18 protein-coding genes, 1 pseudogene and 1 riboswitch are annotated in these 18998 nt (G+C 38.7%); of the genes and pseudogenes, 16 read left to right on the forward strand and 3 right to left on the reverse strand.

The features are described 5' to 3' along the window. Positions 1 to 103 precede the first annotated feature (103 nt). The 13 genes and pseudogenes from CZ487_RS09835 to CZ487_RS09895 all read left to right on the forward strand — a co-directional run bounded on the left by CZ487_RS09835 (position 104) and on the right by CZ487_RS09895 (position 13973). Positions 104 to 1276: a sulfite reductase subunit alpha gene (locus tag CZ487_RS09835; RefSeq protein WP_077212024.1), complete on the forward strand. Its 1173-nt coding sequence runs from the start codon at positions 104 to 106 to the stop codon at positions 1274 to 1276. Between the two features lie 189 nt (positions 1277 to 1465). Then, positions 1466 to 1768: a hypothetical protein gene (locus CZ487_RS09840; RefSeq protein WP_084783191.1), complete on the forward strand. Its 303-nt coding sequence runs from the start codon at positions 1466 to 1468 to the stop codon at positions 1766 to 1768. Between the two features lie 172 nt (positions 1769 to 1940). Beyond that, positions 1941 to 2018: riboswitch (glycine riboswitch) on the forward strand. A 126-nt stretch (positions 2019 to 2144) separates the two neighbouring features. Beyond that, positions 2145 to 3482, forward strand: a complete 1338-nt coding sequence (locus tag CZ487_RS09845; protein WP_077212025.1) for an amino acid permease — start codon at positions 2145 to 2147, stop codon at positions 3480 to 3482. Between the two features lie 137 nt (positions 3483 to 3619). Beyond that, the gene (locus CZ487_RS09850) at positions 3620 to 4081 is read left to right on the forward strand and encodes a MarR family winged helix-turn-helix transcriptional regulator (protein ID WP_237562847.1); all 462 of its coding nucleotides are present in this window, start codon (positions 3620 to 3622) and stop codon (positions 4079 to 4081) included. A gap of 114 nt (positions 4082 to 4195) precedes the next feature. After that, positions 4196 to 4630 (forward strand): annotated as a pseudogene (locus tag CZ487_RS09855) (peroxiredoxin-like family protein); the annotation flags it as partial. A gap of 166 nt (positions 4631 to 4796) precedes the next feature. Beyond that, complete coding sequence (locus tag CZ487_RS09860) at positions 4797 to 6011, forward strand: NupC/NupG family nucleoside CNT transporter (RefSeq protein WP_077212027.1); 1215 nt, start codon at positions 4797 to 4799, stop codon at positions 6009 to 6011. A 146-nt stretch (positions 6012 to 6157) separates the two neighbouring features. Further along, entirely contained in the window at positions 6158 to 7369 is a 1212-nt protein-coding gene (locus CZ487_RS09865) for an acyl-CoA dehydrogenase family protein (RefSeq protein WP_237562849.1), read from the forward strand. A gap of 625 nt (positions 7370 to 7994) precedes the next feature. After that, positions 7995 to 9152: a TRAP transporter substrate-binding protein DctP gene (gene dctP / locus CZ487_RS09870; RefSeq protein ID WP_077212028.1), complete on the forward strand. Its 1158-nt coding sequence runs from the start codon at positions 7995 to 7997 to the stop codon at positions 9150 to 9152. Positions 9153 to 9186: 34 nt separating this feature from the next. Continuing rightward, complete coding sequence (locus tag CZ487_RS09875; protein ID WP_077212029.1) at positions 9187 to 10506, forward strand: TRAP transporter large permease; 1320 nt, start codon at positions 9187 to 9189, stop codon at positions 10504 to 10506. Positions 10507 to 10527: 21 nt separating this feature from the next. Further along, positions 10528 to 11040: a TRAP transporter small permease gene (locus CZ487_RS09880; protein WP_077212030.1), complete on the forward strand. Its 513-nt coding sequence runs from the start codon at positions 10528 to 10530 to the stop codon at positions 11038 to 11040. 141 nt (positions 11041 to 11181) lie between these two features. After that, the gene (locus tag CZ487_RS09885) at positions 11182 to 11835 is read left to right on the forward strand and encodes a potassium channel family protein (protein WP_077212031.1); all 654 of its coding nucleotides are present in this window, start codon (positions 11182 to 11184) and stop codon (positions 11833 to 11835) included. 193 nt (positions 11836 to 12028) lie between these two features. Further along, positions 12029 to 13735: an S-layer homology domain-containing protein gene (locus tag CZ487_RS09890; RefSeq protein ID WP_077212032.1), complete on the forward strand. Its 1707-nt coding sequence runs from the start codon at positions 12029 to 12031 to the stop codon at positions 13733 to 13735. Next, on the forward strand, positions 13722 to 13973 hold the full coding sequence (locus CZ487_RS09895; RefSeq protein WP_077212033.1) for a DUF3006 domain-containing protein: 252 nt from the start codon (positions 13722 to 13724) through the stop codon (positions 13971 to 13973). The genes CZ487_RS09890 and CZ487_RS09895 overlap by 14 nt, the downstream gene beginning before the upstream one ends. A 38-nt stretch (positions 13974 to 14011) precedes the next feature. On the opposite strand, the gene CZ487_RS27970 is transcribed toward CZ487_RS09895, so the two are convergent. Continuing rightward, a complete protein-coding gene (locus CZ487_RS27970; RefSeq protein WP_084783194.1) occupies positions 14012 to 14272 on the reverse strand; it encodes a Spo0E family sporulation regulatory protein-aspartic acid phosphatase in 261 nt (86 codons plus the stop codon). A 273-nt stretch (positions 14273 to 14545) separates the two neighbouring features. Between CZ487_RS27970 and CZ487_RS09905 the strand changes: the two genes are divergently transcribed. After that, on the forward strand, positions 14546 to 14911 hold the full coding sequence (locus CZ487_RS09905; RefSeq protein WP_077212035.1) for a PilZ domain-containing protein: 366 nt from the start codon (positions 14546 to 14548) through the stop codon (positions 14909 to 14911). A 155-nt stretch (positions 14912 to 15066) separates the two neighbouring features. On the opposite strand, the gene CZ487_RS09910 is transcribed toward CZ487_RS09905, so the two are convergent. Beyond that, positions 15067 to 15732 carry a YjbE family putative metal transport protein gene (locus CZ487_RS09910; protein ID WP_077212036.1) on the reverse strand — a complete coding sequence of 222 codons (666 nt, stop codon included), beginning with the start codon at positions 15730 to 15732 and terminating at the stop codon, positions 15067 to 15069. A gap of 276 nt (positions 15733 to 16008) precedes the next feature. On the opposite strand from CZ487_RS09910, the gene CZ487_RS09915 reads away from it, so the two are divergent. Next, complete coding sequence (locus CZ487_RS09915) at positions 16009 to 16503, forward strand: CarD family transcriptional regulator (RefSeq protein WP_077212037.1); 495 nt, start codon at positions 16009 to 16011, stop codon at positions 16501 to 16503. Positions 16504 to 16629: 126 nt separating this feature from the next. Here CZ487_RS09915 and CZ487_RS09920 read toward each other — a convergent pair whose 3' ends face one another. Beyond that, on the reverse strand, positions 16630 to 17076 hold the full coding sequence (locus CZ487_RS09920; protein WP_139339551.1) for a MarR family winged helix-turn-helix transcriptional regulator: 447 nt from the start codon (positions 17074 to 17076) through the stop codon (positions 16630 to 16632). A gap of 427 nt (positions 17077 to 17503) precedes the next feature. Here CZ487_RS09920 and CZ487_RS09925 point away from each other — a divergent pair, with 427 nt between their 5' ends. Then, the gene (locus CZ487_RS09925) at positions 17504 to 18967 is read left to right on the forward strand and encodes a DHA2 family efflux MFS transporter permease subunit (protein ID WP_419865745.1); all 1464 of its coding nucleotides are present in this window, start codon (positions 17504 to 17506) and stop codon (positions 18965 to 18967) included. The last annotated feature ends 31 nt before the right edge of the window (positions 18968 to 18998 follow it).

Here is an 18998-nt window from a genome sequence, read left to right on the forward strand (position 1 = left end):
TTCGGGGTGTCACTGTGACTTTATTGAATAGTGTGAAAAAAAGCACAACTAAATTTTTTGAATTGTGATATTCTTACGTAAACAACTTAGTGGGGTGAAAATTATGGTATTAACCGTTGAAAGAAGTCCTGAACAGACGAAAAAAGCGACATATTCCAGAACCAATCCATTTAGAGCTGAAGTGCTCAAAAATATCAATTTAAATGGACCTGGCTCAAGCAAGGAAACAAGACATATTGAGCTATCATTAAAAGATTCTGGTCTTTCTTATGTGCCAGGGGACTGCCTTGGTATTATTCCTGAAAATGATCCAGAATTAGTTGCGACGCTTGTAAAGGAAATGGAATGGGATGGGGAAGAACTTGTCACGATTAATAAGCAAGGTGATGCTCTGCCGCTCAAGGAAGCATTAAGTTCTCATTTTGAAATAACACTATTGACGAAAAAAATTGTCCAGCAGGCAGCTGCATTGACTGACAATGAAGAGTTAAAAAAGCTGGCAGAACCGGAAAACGTCAATGAATTGAAAGAATATATGGACGGCCGTGATTTATTGGACTTACTGCGCGACTTTGGTCCATGGCATGCGACTGCTCAAGAAGTTGTGAGTCTTTTAAGAAAAATGCCTCCACGCTTATATTCGATTGCTAGCAGCTTTAGGGCTAATCCGGATGAAGTGCATCTAACGATTGGTGCTGTTCGCTACAATGCAAATGGACGTGAGCGAAAAGGGGTATGTTCAGTTCAATGTGCGGAGCGCCTTGAGGCAGGAGATACAATTCCAGTATTTATTCAGCAAAATAAACATTTTAATCTGCCAGAAGCTCCTGAGACAGATATTATTATGGTAGGTCCTGGAACAGGGATTGCACCTTTCCGTTCGTTTATCCAAGAAGTTTCTGTAAATGAAACGCGTGGAAAAACATGGTTATTTTTTGGAGATCAGCATTCAGCGTCTGACTTCCTTTATCAAGAAGAGCTAGAAAAGTACATGGAAGATGGAGTCTTAACCAAATTAGATGCAGCGTTCTCACGTGATACGGATCAAAAAGTCTATGTACAGCACAAGATGCTTGAAAACAGTCAAGAATTGTATCAATGGCTGGAAGGCGGAGCTTACTTCTACGTATGTGGAGATAAGCAGTACATGGCGAAAGATGTTCATGAAACTCTTATTACCATCATTGAAAAAGAAGGCGGCGTTTCACGCGATGAAGCTGAAGCTTACTTGAATGACCTCCAAAAGCAAAAACGCTACCAACGTGATGTTTACTAAAATCTAAAACTAGTCAGAAGCATAAGATTCGAAAAAAGAGTGGCTTTGCCTCAGCAGGCAAAAAAGCCGCTCTTTTTATTTTTAAATAACACTCTATGAAACATAGTTTGTGAAACAAGATTATTCGGGGCGTCACAGTGACTATTTTTATTTTTTGTGCATATGTTAGTTAGTGAGGAGTGGAGTGCGATGAAAATGGGACAAGAAAAGTTTGAGATCGAGACGCTTACCTTTATTAAGAATAGGCTGGATTATATTCAATCTATTGCGAAAACCTATAACAACGACGATCCTGAGTTGATGGAGACCATTGAAAGTTTAGCGGCTGCAGCGAATATGTTTGCCAAGGTTAAGTTGGGGGAGTTAACCGGTCGTGACGAACCTTCGAGTCCTCAAGGATATATTGTTAGTAAATTAGGAAACTCTTATTCTAGAATGAAGGCTTACGAAGAGAAAAAAGAAAATAACGATTTCCCGGCATGGAAGCTTTGATTTTACAACATGTTTGATAGAGAAGAGGCACCTTTTTGGTGCTTTTTTCTATTAAAAAAGAAAAAAGTTCTTGACGAATTGAGGATGTACTGTTAATTTTATAATTATCTTAAAATAATTTAACAACTACATATATTAGAAAGCTATGAATGCTGTGGGTCAAACTATAGCAGGAGCGGCTTCTGGAGAGATCGCATAGATGCGGCGCCGAAGGGTTCACAATCTCAGGCAAATGGACAGAAGAGTAACACACAAATACTATTATAGTATTATTATTTGTTATTCTATTGTCTTGAGATTGGTGAAGCCCAATCTCTTTTTTTATGCATTATTATAGATGATGATCATATTACTAGAAAAATAGGGGGAAAACAAAGTGGCTCAGCAAGAGTTAAAAAGAGATCTTAAAAATCGCCATGTACAGCTAATTGCAATTGGCGGGACGATAGGTACGGGATTATTTTTAGGTTCCGGACAAGCTATCAGATTAGCAGGTCCCTCAATCATTTTTGCTTATTTAATCGTGGGAATTGCTTTATTTTTTGTGATGAGGGCATTAGGAGAATTATTACTGTCGAATGCAGGCTATCATACATTTACTGATTTTGCAGTTGACTATATCGGACCATGGGCAGGGTATGTAACAGGGTGGACGTATTGGTTTTGCTGGATTATGACCGCTATGGCCGATATTATTGCGGTCGGGGTGTATGTTCAGTATTGGTTTGATATTCCGCAGTGGATTCCGGCTTTAGCTGCACTAGTGGTGTTGTTGGGATTGAATTTATTGACGGTAAAGCTTTTTGGAGAGTTGGAGTTTTGGTTTGCGTTAATCAAAGTAATCACGATTCTCGTTTTAATTGCGATCGGGATTGTCATGATTGTAACTGGATTTCAGACATCTGCAGGAACAGTGTCTGTGAGCAATCTTTGGGAATATGGCGGTCTTTTTCCTAATGGAGCAACTGGATTTTTGCTCGCTTTCCAAATGGTTGTGTTTGCGTTTGTGGGAGTTGAGTTAGTGGGGGTATCTGCTGCTGAAACGGCTGACCCAAAAAAGAATATTCCATCTGCTATCAATAAAATCCCATTGCGTATCCTATTTTTCTATGTCGGGGCACTTTTTGTCATCTTGTCGATTACACCATGGATACAATTTGATGCTTCGAGCAGTCCATTTGTACAAGTATTCAGCTTGGTCGGAATTCCCGTTGCTGCTGGAATCATCAACTTTGTAGTATTAACATCTGCAGCTTCAGCATGTAATAGCGGAATGTTTTCAACAAGCAGGATCCTATATAATCTAAGCAACAACGGTCAAGGACCTGCTAAGTTTGGAAAATTGAATCGCAATCATGTACCTAGCAGCGCTTTACTAACATCAACTTTGGTTTTATCGATTGGGGCACTTTTGAGTAAAGTGATACCAGATCAAGCGTTTAGTATCGTGACGACGATCAGCGCCATTTGTTTTATTTGGGTATGGAGCATCATCTTAATTTCTCATATCATCTACAGCAAAAAACGCCCTGATTTAAGAAGAAAGTCGACTTTCAAAGCACCGCTGACACCGTTTATAAACTATGTTGTTCTAGCGTTATTTGCTTTTATCCTCATGGTAATGTTTTTTGCTGAAGCCACACGAACAGCGTTATTACTGACACCACTATGGTTTGTGCTTTTGCTGTTCCTTTATGTTTCCAGAAAAAATTAACAGCATATATAGTTTGTTTAGGAGATTGGAATATTCCAGTCTCTTTTTTTATTGTGCTAATGTTAACATTGACATATTATATAAATTGTTTAAAATCAAATTGTGCACAACTTAATTTTAAAGGAGAGTTTCTTATTGTGGATGCTGAGTATTTTTTAAAGCTGGAAAATCAGTTATGTTTTTCGATTTATGCATGTTCCCGAGAGATCACGCGGTTATATCGGCCGATTTTAGACCAATTAGAGCTTACGTATCCGCAATTTTTAGCTTTAACGGTTTTATGGGAACATAAACGGTTAACGGTAAAGGAAATGAGTGAGCTGCTTTATTTAGATAGTGGGACATTAACGCCGATGCTAAAACGGATGGAGACGATGGATCTGCTAAAACGGGAAAGGTCGAGAGAGGACGAAAGGAAGGTATTCATCGAACTAACAGAAAAAGGTGTGCAATTGAGAAAAGATGCCCTGCAGCTGCCTGAAAAGTGCATCCCTCATTTTGGACTTTCAAAAACTGAGTATTATGAGCTGCTTCAGAAAATAAATCAAATGATCACTAGTCTCCAAAAGGTAACTAGAACAAATAATGAGGTGAAGTAAATGGATGTCTTACTCCAAAAACCATTTCACGGAGAGAAGTCCTTTCAAAATATTATTAAAGATCAGAAAAGCTTAGTTGTATTTGTTCGACATCCTGGCTGACCAGTTTGCCGGGAAATGCTTACGCAGTTGCGTGAGAGATATGAAGAATTAACAGCAACCGGGTATCAGGTGGTGGTGATAACTCCATCAATCGGGTCTTATATAGAGCAGTTTGAAAAAGCTTTTGGTCCATATCCGTTTCCTATATATGGTGATCCGAAACGAGAACTATATAACAGCCTTGGTCATCAAACGATGCAAAAATGGAAGCTTCTTGCAAAAGCAGGGAAGATGTTAGTAAAAGGGGGATCTAAAGCTCTTTTTCCAGAGGATGAGGAACAGAAGAAACTTGTACAAAAAGCGATGAAAACGCATGATGTCTTTATCCAAGGGGGCACATGGTTGTTTAATGAAAAAGGGGACACTCTTTGGAACCATATCGACACAGAGCCAGAAGACACCGCCTCAATAGATCAAATCCTTTCGGAAATGGAAAGAAATGATTAAAATAAAATCTTTTGCACTAATAGAGCTATTTCTTGTAGAAACAATCTGCAGAAATGGCTCTTTTTGTATTGAATTAATATAGACAGCACATTCTAATTAATATATTTGAATGTTCGAGGGCAAGCTTAAGTTGAAGAATTCTTTAAGCTAAGTAAGAGGTGACAACATGAACATACTTTGGGGACTTTTAGGAATATTTGTCGTGCTCGGGATCGCGTTTCTTTTATCACAAGCAAGAACATCGATTAATCTTCGTACAATTCTTGGAGGTTTAGCTATTCAATTTGCTTTTGCCTTTATTGTTTTAAAATGGGAAGCTGGAAGAGCTGGGTTGAATTGGTTTACGATGCGAGTGCAGGATGTTATTAATTTTGCCAACGAAGGTATTGGTTTCTTATTTGGTCCATTGGCGAACCCCGATACTTTAGGAATGATTTTTGCCTTTAATGTATTAACTATCATTATCTTCTTCTCCTCTTTAATATCCGTTTTGTATCATCTGGGAATCATGCAATGGTTTATTAAAATCATTGGCGGCGGTCTATCCAAATTATTAGGAACAACTAAGACAGAATCAATGTCAGCAGCTGCGAATATTTTTGTGGGTCAAACCGAAGCTCCGCTTGTCATTCGTCCATATATCGAGACGATGACAAAATCAGAGCTTTTTGCAGTCATGACAGGCGGACTTGCCTCCGTCGCGGGTTCGGTACTTGTTGGTTATGCATTATTAGGTGTACCGCTTGAATATCTATTAGCAGCAAGCTTTATGGCTGCACCAGCCGGATTGGTTTTGGCTAAAATGATCATGCCAGAAACAGAGGAACCGGTAGCAGCTAAGGATGTCGATGTTTCTGAAGATGAAAGAGCTACTAATGTGATTGATGCTGCAGCCCGTGGTGCCTCTGATGGAATGAGTTTGGCTTTGAATGTTGGGGCAATGTTACTAGCTTTCATTGCTTTAATCGCACTCATAAATGGTATCTTGAGTGGAATTGGCGGTTTGTTTGGATATGAAGCTTTATCGCTTGAGGGCATTCTAGGCATACTGTTTTCACCGATTGCTTTTGCAGTAGGTGTGCCTTGGAGTGAAGCTGTAGCAGCAGGGAGTTTTATTGGGCAAAAGCTTGTACTTAACGAGTTTGTTGCCTATTCATCATTTGCCCCTCAAATTGATTCACTTACTCCTAAAACGGTACTAGTAGTGAGTTTTGCACTCTGTGGATTCGCAAACTTAAGTTCGATGGCCATTTTGCTAGGCGGGCTGGGAGGAATGGCGCCTAGCCGTCGATCAGATATTGCTAGGCTGGGTGTCCGAGCAGTGGCTGCCGGTATGCTGGCTTCCCTGTTAAGCGCTGCGATTGCGGGAATTTTCTTTTAACAATTAAACCCACACAAATTAGAAAGCCCGAATTAGGGCTTTTTTGTTTATGTGAGATTAGTCACAGAAAAATTAGAAACCTCCTATTATAATTAATTTATTGAAGATTTAAATAATTCAATAAATTAACATGGAGGGATTTAGGTTTGAATGAAATTGAAGAAGTGTTTGGGATAAGTACGGAAGTGATAAAGTTACGGAAGAAGGTACGAACGTTTATTGATGAGAAGGTTATTCCTGTTGAAACAAAGATCGAAGAGTGGGATGATGAAGGAATTCAACTGTTAAAAGATTTACAGCAGCAGGCGAAGGAACAGGGGCTTTGGGCTTTAGGTTTACCAAAGGAAATTGGCGGCGGCGGACTTAAGTTTATGGATTATGTTTATATTAATGAAGTGGTTGGCCGTTCCGAAGCAGCAATGTTTGCTCTCGGCACCCATACTGCTCAAGATGGGACCATGTTCCATTTATTTGGAAGTCAAGGGCAAAAAGATAGATGGTTAATACCGATGGTAAGTGGTGAGATCAATCCTTCTGTCGGGTTAACAGAACCCAATGTTGCCGGTTCCGACCCAACTTTAATACAATCGAGAGCAACCTTAGATGGTGATGAATGGGTCATCAATGCGTATAAATGGTTTACGACAGGTGCCAGCCGAGCAGCTTTTACCACGATGTTTTGTGTAACAGAACCGCAGGAAGAAAGCAGGCATAAGAGAGCATCGATGATTATTGTCCCAACGGACACACCTGGGTATGAAATAGTCAGAACGGTACCAACGATGGGACATGTTTCTGGTGACCATTGTGAAATTCGCTTAACAAATGTGAGAGTTCCAAAAGAAAATTTGCTAGGTGAACGGGGTCAAGGTTTTACTATTGCGCAAAAAAGACTTGGACCAGGAAGAATTTATCATTGTATGAGATGGTTAGGCCAAGCTCAAAGAGCTTTTGATTTAATGTGCCAGTATTCTTTAAATCGTTATGCCCATGGCTCTGTTTTGGCTGATAAGCAGATGATCCAAAAATTCATTGCCGATTCTGCAACAGACATTCAATCAGCAAGGTTAATGACATTTGAGGCAGCAAAGAAAATTGATCGCGGAGAGGATGCGCGTGTGGATATTGCCATGATCAAGGTCTATGGAGCAAAAGTTCTACATAGCGTGATTGACCGTGCCATGCAGGTACATGGAGGTTTAGGGGTTACGTCCGACACACCGCTGGAAAAAATGTATAGAGACGCTAGATATGCTCGAATTTATGATGGTCCAGATGAAGTTCACACAGCTTCAATTGCCCGGCAAATTCTAAAAAAATACCGTAAAAATGAGAGCTGGGATCCGGCGAATTTTTAATGAGTTCTCAGATCAATGCCCGAATTCGCGTGACGAAAGATAAGTTGATTTAGAGGACGATGAGAGCGGTTTTTGACTGGAGCGGGGAAAAATAGTAAGCAGGGCGTGAATTCCGGGATGAATTTACGCCTGTTTTTTTGTTGTTTTAGGGGGATGAAAGACATATTAATAGTAGACTATAGTCGAACTTTCCTAAAACTAAGATAAAACGATAAAGTGACCAGAACTATAAAATAACATTAATAGTACTAGATTATTCCGTGTGCTGTACAGAAACCCTCTATTAACAAGGAGATCTAACCAGTAGACCAGGACTTGTTGTTCTAAAATCGATATACTCTTAATAATATTATTAAAGAGTTTACTGACGACTTTGGGCGGGTCTACTAAAGTTCTTAAGAATTGGGGGGAGATTTTTAATGATTAGGTAAAAGATAGGTCATTAATGGTTTAGCTAGGAAAAGGTAACTGAGTTTGCTGTTTAACAATGGAAACATAATTTTGGAATCGGGAAAATGTTAGCGTTTTCGTACAGTGTAGGTGGGTGCAATTGTGTATTCAGCAATCATAGAACATTTTCGTTATAAAAATTCAGATTATTCTGTAATTAAAAAGGAGTGTAAAAATGAGCAGATTTAAGTCGTTATTTTTTATTAGCTTGAGCTTTGTACTGCTACTGGTTACAGCTGGTTGTGTGGAAAAATCATCACCTTCAACAAGCAATTCTACAACGCCAGCAGATGGGGGTGCTGAAGAGGAAGAAACAATCGTCTTGCGAGCGTCATCTGGCTTGCCAGATCATCAAGTATGGATGAAATCAATTATCTTTCCTTGGATTGAAAGAGTGGAGAAGGAAACTAACGGACGAGTGAAATTTGATGTATTTACTGGTGGAGAGCTTGTAACACTTGGACAAGAATATGATGCATTAAAAGCAGGTACTATTGATGTTGCATTGCCGATTATGCCGCTTTATGATCCTAGTCGATTCCCGTTATCAGAAGTGACTATGCTGCCACTAGTGGAATCAGATCCTAAAGTGATGAACGAGGCATTTTCGAAACTTATTTATGGGGACTATCCAATAAAGGATGGTAAAACATTCAGTGAATTAGAGTATAACTCAAATGGTTTAAAAACATGGGCAATGACTGGTGGTAATGCTTATGTTATTTCGACAACTGAGTTAGACTTTGATAGTGCTGAAGATTTTAAAGGAGCTAGAATTCGAACTGGCGCGAGATTAAGTGAATTGTTTATTAATAATATTGGAGCATCACCGATTAGCATGCCGCAAACCGATGCCTATGATGCTTTGAGCCGAGGTACAATTGATGGAAACCTTTTATCTGTCAGTGATTGGTTAGGCTGGGGTTATACAGATTTATTTAAGTATACTCTAACAGGGGCAAATATTGGACACTTTTCTGCGGTATTTGGAATGTTGGAGGAAAAGTGGAATACCATTCCAGCGGATATACAGGAAATCATGGAAACTGCAGCGAGAGAAATACAAATCTCAGAAGAAGCACGTGCAGTTATGACTGAAGAATACAATAATGTCATGGAAGCAGTAGAGGGTAAAGTTAAATTTGAAACAGTTGATGAGCTAGAGCCTGATGGTAAAGAGCTTGTTGTAGGGGCTATGGAAAAAACATGGTATGACTGGATTGAACTAATGGAAGAAGCGGGACAACCAGGAAAGGAAACAGCTATTTTATGGAGAGATCTTGTTGTAGAGGCTGGCGGAAAGGTACCGGATGCCATAATGGAGCTAGAATAATAACTCAATTATTACAATCCGGAGGTGATCTTTTTTGTCAGAGTCAGTAGCTTTAATCATTATTTTTGCGCTATTCTTTCTCCTGTTAGTACTTGGGCAGCAAATTAGTACCGTCCTCTTTACAACCGGGATAGTCGGGATATTTTTATACGGGGGAAGCGGTGCCCTGACCGGAATTCTGCAGCTGGAACCATACACAAGGGTTGCGAGTTATGCTTTAACCACAATTCCATTGTTTATCCTAATGGCAGAATTTATCATCTATTCAGATATTGTAAAATACCTGTATCATCTGCTTTTCCGGATGTCACGGGGGAAGCCGGGAATTCTTGGGGGATTTACGATCGTGCTGGGGGGATTCCTTGGGGCTGTGTCAGGTTCCTCTTCAGCGATTTCTGCTGCTTTAGGGCAAATTTCAGTTCCTGAACTAACGAAACGGGGCTATCGGGAAGATCTTGCAGGGGCCATTGCGGCCACTGCGGGTTGCTTAGCTACCATTATTCCTCCAACGATAGGATTAATTATCTACGGGGCAATTACCCAAACACCTGTTGGCCAGCTATTTATGGCATCCGTTATTCCAGGGATTATTACGGTAGTTGTGTTAGTGATCACGACATTAATCTTTTTTCGGATGACGAGAGTGAAAGTGAATGGAGAAACAGGCACGGTTCCATCTGAGGTGAAGGAAGACATTCCTGCTTCAAAAATCGTCATATCACTGATTGCGAGCTTTTTCATCATGAGCGTTGTATTCTTCGGAATTTACTCGGGAATATTTACTCCTACTGAAGCAGGAGGAGCAGGCGCATTTATTAGTTTAATAGCTGCAGCGTGTTTAGGGAAAGTGAATTTTTCTTTTATAAAAAAATCACTTGTCAGCACGGTGAAAATCACAACTATGGTTCTAATGGTCATGATCGGGGCGCAGGTGTTTGCCAAATTTATTTCCTTATCAATGCTGCCTAGAAAATTAATTGCCTTATTAGAACCTTTAACAAGTACACCTGTATTAGTGATTGGACTCCTGTTATTGACTTTCTTCATCCTGTTCATGTTCATGGAAGGTGCTGCAGTGCTCTTAATGGCGGTTCCGATTACGTTGCCGATTGCGCAAATGGTGGGAATTGATGCACTTGAGTTTGGGATTTTGATTAGTCTTGTTGGATCAGCTGGACTTCTTACACCACCAGTCGGGATGGCAGTGTATGCTGTTGCCGGTGTGACGAAAATATCAATTGAACGGTTGTTCCGATTTGGAATGATCTATGCGATTGTTATTACTGTCGTAGTAATACCAGTGATTCTTATTTTCCCTGAACTCATTACGTGGCTTCCTGATACAATGAAATGACCATAAAGGATGTGAATTGACATGGAGGGGAATTCAGCAATTTTAACGAAAAGTTTTAACCGTCTTAAAGTAGGCGGTTTGGCGGTCAGCGGTATAGCAGTATTGATTATAATGGGGATTATTGTAGTGGATGTTACACTTAGAAACTTATTCAATTCTTCCATTTCTGGAAATTATGAAATCATTCAGAAGTACTTTATGCCGTTAGCGATTTTTCCTGCCATGGCTTTGACGTATTCGTCGGGGTTGATGCCAAGGCTCGGCATGTTTGTTGAAAAATTGTCTGCTAAATCACAGAACGTGATACATGTGATCTTAACTTTTATTGATTTATTTGTCATGGTTCTCGTAACAATCTACACATGGAATTATGCGATGCAAGCTCTGGCTGAAAAAATCACGTTTCCAGCCGGTGGTGGAATGTATCCGCTGTATCCTATTTTATTTCTCGTTCCGATTGGCTATGCTATGCTTGGGGTAGAAATAATTTACAAAATTATAGAAGCTTTGAAAAAGCATAAATCCATTACTTAATAGGATCTACTTCAATCTTCTAAAATCAGGGCATCTAAAAAGCCGCTCAGAGCTGCAATAAATGAATAAAAATGCCTATTCTTGACCATTCTGATATCTGGAATGGTCTTTTTATGTTTTTTTATTTATGAGGTGGTAGCAGTGGGGAAGCAGTTTGCAGTCTTAGGCTTAGGGCGGTTTGGCGGAACTTTGGTCAAAGAATTTGCAGAAATAGGGATTGAAGTATTAGCCGTAGATACTGATGTGGCAAAAGTCCAACATTACGCAAAGTATGCAACACATGCTGTATTAGCGAATCCAATGGATGAGGGCTCAATGCGGGGATTAGGACTTAGCAATATGGACCATGTCTTTATTTCATTTGGAGACGATATTCAAGCAAGTGTACTGACGGCATTATTATTAAAAGAATTAGGGGTTCCTCAGGTATGGGCAAAAGCCCACGATGATCATCATGCCAAAGTTCTTGAAAAAATTGGTGTCGATCGAGTGATTCATCCTGAGAAGGATATGGCAAAGCGTATTGCTCATCATATCACCTCTAAAAAAATGGTTGATTTCATTGAACTTTCGAAGGAACTTAGTATTGCAGAAGTAGTGGCTTCAGAAAAGATAGCGAATAAAACATTAAAAGAATTAAATACAAGAGGAAGATATGGCTGCATCATTGTAGCAATTCATAGGGGAGAAGAAACTCTTGTAGCTATGCCTGATGATAGAATTTTAGAAGGCGACATCTTGATCCTAATTGGCCGGAATGAAGATATCGATCGGTTCGACAGGAGAGGAGTATGAGACCATACTTTAAAGGCATTTAATAAATGAGTTATTTAAAAAACAGGCTCAAAACCTGTTTTTTTAATGCGATAACTAAAATTTTATAGAATCATAGATTTGTTTTTCTGAGTTTTGATTTATTCTTTCTTTCATTAATTTTCTAAAACAGCAAATAATGAGTACATAGCGTAAATGAAAGAAGGGATATCGGTTGAAAAGGTTATGGTCTTTATTCGTCATAATTTTATTGTTATTATCATTTGCACAAAAGTCGTCTGCGATCATTTTTAGTGATGTGTTTAGCTACAAAGAGGAAATCGATTATCTAACATCAAGGGACATCATCAGAGGTTTTGATAACGGAACATTTGGTCCTCAAAGTCCGATTAAACGAATACAAGCCGTTCAGATGATTCTGCGGGAAAAAGGAATTACGGATTATTCAGCACCAGATCCGGGCTTCATTGATATAAAGCCTGGTGACTATGGATATGATGAAGTGGCTAAAGCCGTCTCAATGGGTTTTATAAGTGGAAAAACCGATGTAAACGGGAATAAATACTTTGACCGGTATGGCACCCTAACTCGTGGACAGATGGCCAAAATTCTTGCGATTGCATACAATTTAAAAGGTGAATACTTTCGCAATTTTTCCGATGTAACGAAAGGCAGCTGGGAATATGAGTTTGTCAGCGCTCTTGCGGCGAACAATATAACAACAGGCTATGAAGATAATAGCTTTAGACCATATGAAAAGTTAAAAAGACAGCATTTCGCGGTATTTATGGCTAGAAATTTGGATGATCGCTTTAAACCGCTTCCTGAACTTCAAGCCCATTTTATAGACGTAGGACAAGGTGATAGCAGCTTAATACTTAGTCCTAATGGAAAAACAATCCTCATTGACGGCGGCAGGCATTCTGCTGGTGAAAAGGTGGTAGCGTACTTGAAGAAGGCTGGGGTAACTTCGATTGATTATCTCGTGGCCACCCATCCAGATGCCGATCATATTGGTGGATTGCTTGATGTTCTGCGGCAAATTCCAGTTAAAATGGTCATTGATAGTGGAAAAGAACACACATCAGAAACTTACATTGATTACTTAAATTTAATTCAACAAAAAAATATTCATTTTCGTATAGCTAAAACAGGAGACATTATTTCGATCGACCCGGCGTTTATCATTCAAGTCTTAAATAGTGGAGATCAAGAGGTAACTGATAATAATGATGCATCCATTGTTTTGAAATTATCTTATAATCAAATTGACTTTATGTTTACAGGGGATGCCGGTGTTGAGGTAGAAGAACGCATGTTGTCACGTTTTAATGTAGGTGCGGATATTTTAAAGGTTTCTCACCATGGTTCAAGCACGGGTTCATCATGGGCGTTCATCAATGCAGTGAAACCAAAGGCGTCCATCCTTTCCTATGGAGACAACTCCTATGGACATCCTACAAGTGAAGTGGTTAGCAGGCTTAAGGCAGCGGGCTCCGCTCTATATTCAACAATGGGGCAAGGAGATATTGTTGTAAGCACGAATGGTCAAAGTTATCGAGTCTCCGCTAAACCTTGGCAAAGTGGAACTTCTCCAGCCCCAAGCCCAGTGGTGAAGTCTGATATTAGAATCATTAGTGTTGATGAGGCGAACGAAAAGGTTACGATTAAAAATGCGGGGTCCTTAAATGTAGATATGTCTGGATGGAAGCTTGTAAGCGTAGAAGGAAATCAAACGTATGATTTTCCAACAGGTTTTATTTTAAAAGCAGGGGCGACAGTGACGATTGCGTCAGGATCAAATGCGGTGAATAAGCCTCCAAATATTTTAAGATGGACAAACGCAAATATTTGGAATAATAGTGGCGACCCTGCACAATTATTTAATGCTGGTGGTGGAAAAGTTAGTGAATACAGGTAAATATACAGTGGATCGATTTGAAGGGGAGCAGGCGGTTCTTCTTTTTCGAGAAGATGAGAGTATTCAAGTCCTAAAAAACAAAACTGAACTTCCTGCAGATGTGTCAGAAGGAGATATTCTCTATTTGCAGTTCAATGAGGATGGGGAACTGGTGTCCTCAAAAGTACTTAAGGAAGAAACAACGAAAGCCCGGGAAGAAGTGAGGGATTTATTGAGTAAGTTAAAGAACAAAGAATGAAAAAGCTGGCCTTAAAGGATCGTAATGGTGCTATAAGGTCAGCTTTTATTATAGTGTTTAGTTTGGTATAAAGCGATATAGGAATCGAGCACCTGACTGAGCCTCAATGTTTTTTCGCTCGTTAGTCCTTCGGAAGCGGCAATTCCCATCATTTTTTTACGTATGGATTCGATTCTATTCTGAAGTTCTCTTTTTTCACAACAAGTCGGCTGCAAAGTCATGTCGTTACTCCTTTTAATAAATTGAAACGTCCCCGTTAACCTGCGATAAAAAATAGGTCCGGCAAAAATGCCGGACATTTGCAATCTATATAAAAAGGGTGGGTATAGTGGAAAAGCATGTTGCTTTCCATATCTCCATATTAACTGTTAATCATGACCAAATTATGAACAAACTATTAATCTTTAGTTAAAATGTTAATTTTAAAATAGTTTATATGTAAAAAATAGATAAAAAAAAGATACGATTAGGACTAGATTCCTAACCGAGATTGGGAACTGATGGGGATATATGACAATCAAGTATTTAATCATAATAATAGTAGACATAAGGATTGGATAGGAGTGGAATGAATGAAATACAAAAGAGAGACCGCATTTCGCTATAGATTTAAAGAGCCCTTGCCAGCTTTTTTCAAGATTGTGATGATCGATAATAAACTATTTGAAACGTCGGAAGGCTATGCAAAAATAATTGATATTAGTCCGCGTGGGCTAAAGTTAAATTCGGAATTGGATATACCAAATACTGAAGAGAGAAGGATCAAATTGTCGATTCGCTTTTCGATAAATGATGAAGATTTTCTGTTTGTTGGAGATATAGTATGGAAAAAACAGGAAGGGAAAATAACCAACTATGGAATTGAGTTACTTGTTGATGATAGTGCAGAAATAGAGATTATAAAACAGTTGAAGATTTACTCTAAAAAGTTTTCTTAAAAAACGATGCCCGACATAAAATGCCGGACATGTAATCTATTCTTTATGAATAAAAGGGGGGTGGAAAATTCCTAACTTTCCATGTCTCTATTCTATCGTCCAATCATGAACAAAGTATGAATAAACTATTAAACATTCATTAAAGTATTAATGCTTTAAAGAGTAATGTTTACTTCTTTAATGCTGTTTCTTACATAACCCGCAGCTACGAGGAGAATAGCCATTACAATTGGTAAAGCGGTAAGATAGAACGGGGTCAAGGTGCTAATATAAGATGCTAAGCCTGAATCTTCGATAATCATTTTACCAGCAGCATAGGACAACAAACCGGCACCAACATAAATAATGATTGGATATTTTTCCATCCATACTAGTAAAAATCGACTTCCTACTATAATAATGGGAATTGAGATTAGAATCCCGAATATGATGGGGGTAATTCCTTTTGCCACACTAGTCAGGGCAATTACATTATCAATTGACATCGCTAAATCCGAGATGGCGATGATTTTTATAGCTCCCCAAACGCGATCGGATGATTTAATATTGGTCTGTTCTTCATTCTTTTGAACAATAAGATGATAGGCAATTCTTAAGAGGATAATTCCGCCTACTGCTTGGACGAATGGATATTCTAAGAATTGGATGATGACGGTAGCTGCTATAATCCGTAGAACAATGGCTCCCAGCATGCCGTAGAAAATGACCTTCCTTTGGAGATGTTTTGGAACATTCCTGGCAGCAAGAGCGATGATAACAGCATTATCTCCAGATAGCAAAATATCAATTCCTACCAAAGATAAAATTTGAAGCAATGTCATTATGTAACCTCCATTTTTTAAAAAATAACAAAGGGTCCTTTTTAATTGTCTTGTACAAACATATACAAGTGAAACTCGAAATAGAATCTTGACTTTATTTCATTTATGAGCTAGTATCCCCACACGTCTTCCGCTTTTCGAGAAAGTCTCCAGAAAAGGTAAATGTTAAGCAATGATAGAAAGAACTCTTATTGTCAACAAAGTTGACGATCTATTGGAATTGTTATAAAATAGATTGTAAACCTGGTTTACAATTGGGAGGTAGGAGCTATTGCGATGTTTAATATCGGAGATGTGATTATTTATTCAGTTCATGGATTAAGTAGAATTGATGATATATGTGAAAAGACCATATCAAATGTGACTAAAACGTACTATGTTCTGCACCCTCTTGAAGAGGCTAATTTAACGATAAGTACCCCCATTGATAATGATAAAGTAGTAATGTTGAAGATGGTGGACCGTGAAGAAGCGGAAAAAATTTTACAATCTTTTAAAGAGCCAGGGGCAGACTGGATAGATGATGTTCGAATCAGGTATCGTGAGTATCAGGAAATAATAAAAACAGGGGATCGCCGGGAAATTGCTAAGATAGCAAGCACACTGATGAGAAAAAGGATAGAATTGAACCATCAAGACAAGAAATTGTATGAGCAGGACCGCAAAATACTAGAACCGATCCAAAACATTTTATATAAAGAACTAGCGATGTCCCTGGACTCTACCTATGAAGAAGTAGCTGAACAAGTGAATAGTTTGATACGAGAGTAATATTTTGGCTTCAGAAAGGCTTTGGATAGTCCAAAAACAGGCGGGTTTCAGACTAGTCAAGTAAGAAAAGTTCAAGACTGTCTGAATACGCACCTTGTATAGCCAAATAGTGAAATTAATCCGCTTTCATTTATGTTTAACAGCTTCAATCCCCCAATCGGATTTCAATAGATTTTTGAGAAAAGCAACTTGTTCTGCGCCGATATGATCGGCGATTTTTTCTTCTAGGGAAGATTTGAGGGCTTCGTTTTTTTCAAAACATTCCTCACCGAAAGATGTTAATTTTAAGCATTTCTCTTTATTGTTATGTTTCACGTTCTTGACTTCAACCAACCCTTTAGACTCAAGCTTTTTAATAAACTTATGAGTAGCCTGCCGGGATATATCTACATTTTTTGAAACTTCTGCAATTGTTGGCTGCTTTTGATAAATTCTCGCCATAATAAACCATTCAGAATTTGAAATATGAATATCGCTGTTATCGTTCCACATTTTTTCCGTTATTCCTCGAAGCAAAAGATGCCGTTCACTTAATAGGTCGAATAAATCTAAGTGTTCTAATTCAGGCTTCAATCCTTTCACCCCCATCAATTTAATCTTAACTACTATACAAAAAACATTTCCCTATGTCAACTAGGTTGACATTTGTTGATTTTTTAACGTAAAATGACTTAGTCAACTAGGTTGATGATAGGGAGTTACACATAAGAACGAAGAAAATATAAGTTAACAGCTTATATAACCGATATCAAAAAATTCGTAAAAAAACACTTGAAAATTTTAAATCCCTATTGATATAGTGAGTAACAGACCGTTGGTTTGTGGGGGTGTCCTACGGAATTGGATACTACTTTTACATGATAGTAACTGGAACTATAAGTTTAGTTTATTACTACGTAGAAGTGTACTTCTGAGAATAGATTATTGCCGCTCTCAGGGGAGCATATTGCTTTTTAAAACAAAAACTAGTGAACCAAAAATTAGTTTAAGTACAAAGGAGATCTATATGGAAACATCACAAATTCAAGTAAAAAGTCCTAAAACAATGGCATTCATCTTAATGTTAGGTGCCTTTTTAGGATTATTCGGTGAAACAGCTTTAAACATGGCTTTATCTAATATTATGGATCAATACTCAATCACGGCTGCAACAGGGCAGTGGCTAACGACAGGATATTTATTGGTACTGGCGATTTTAGTACCGATTTCAGCACTTTTAATAAAATGGTTTAGCACAAGGCAATTAGTTATCGGAGGACTGGTTATTTCGCTGTTAGGTGCTGTGTTAGCGGCGTTTTCTCCAAGTTTTGTCGTGTTACTGCTTGGTCGTTTGGTACAGGCGATTGGAACAGGGATTTTAATTCCGGTGATGACAAATGTTCTATTAATAATTTTCCCTATTAATAAACGTGGAGTAGTCATGGGGATTATGGGTCTGGTTATTACGTTAGGACCAGCTTTAGGACCAACTCTTTCAGGGGTTATCATTAGTTCATTAGGTTGGCCATATATTTTCTGGATCAGCGCGGTTGTTTATGTTGTCTTAACCCTTTTTGCAGCAGCTAAGATTGTCAATGTTTCTCAAATTACTAAGCCTAAAATTGATGTATTATCGATTATTTTATCGACAATCGGATTTGGCGGATTAATTTATGCTCTAGCTACGATGGCTGAAGCACCACTTTCATCTCCTCAAGTATGGGCACCTTTACTTATTGGAATTATCGCCCTTATTTTATTCGGTGTTCGTCAGATGAAAATGGATAAGCCGATGGTTAACTTACGTGTGTTTAAGTATCCGATGTTCACATTAGGAACTTTGATGATGTTCCTAAGTATTTTAGTTATTTTATCAACAGCGATTTTATTGCCTCTGTATTTAAAAGGAGCATTATTATTTAGTGCAGCGGTGGCTGGTTTACTATTGCTGCCTGGTAATGCCGTTAACGTGATTATGTCACCGATTGTTGGAACGCTATTTGATAAATTTGGGCCGCGTGTTTTTGTTATCGCAGGATCAATCATTGTCGTGATTGGAAACATTATGTTTGCGACAGTCATTTCAAGCACAACACCTGCTTGGCAAATTATCACAGCGTTCATGATCTTGTTCTTTGGATTAACAATGATCACGATTCCTTCTCAAACAAATGGACTTAACCAATTGCCGCGTGAGCTGTATGCTGATGGTTCAGCTGCTATGAACACTTTGAATCAAGTAGCAGGGGCTGCTGGTACAGCAATCGCGATTACACTATTCACTAGTGGTCAAACCAGCTTTGCAGCTGATTTCCCTAGTGCTGCCCAACCGGAAATATTAGCGGCCGGAGTGAAATATACTTTCTACTTTGTAGCAGGCATTTCAGTAGTAGCATTCATTTGTTCTTTATTTGTTAAGAGCGCAAGTGATAGTAAAGCTAAAGCGCCTGTTGAAGTAAAGACTGAAGCAGTGCGTGAATCGTAAGAAGAGACCTACTACCAATAGAAGCACACAT

The organism is Robertmurraya dakarensis (assembly GCF_900156875.1).
Lineage (GTDB): Bacteria > Bacillota > Bacilli > Bacillales > Cytobacillaceae > Robertmurraya > Robertmurraya dakarensis.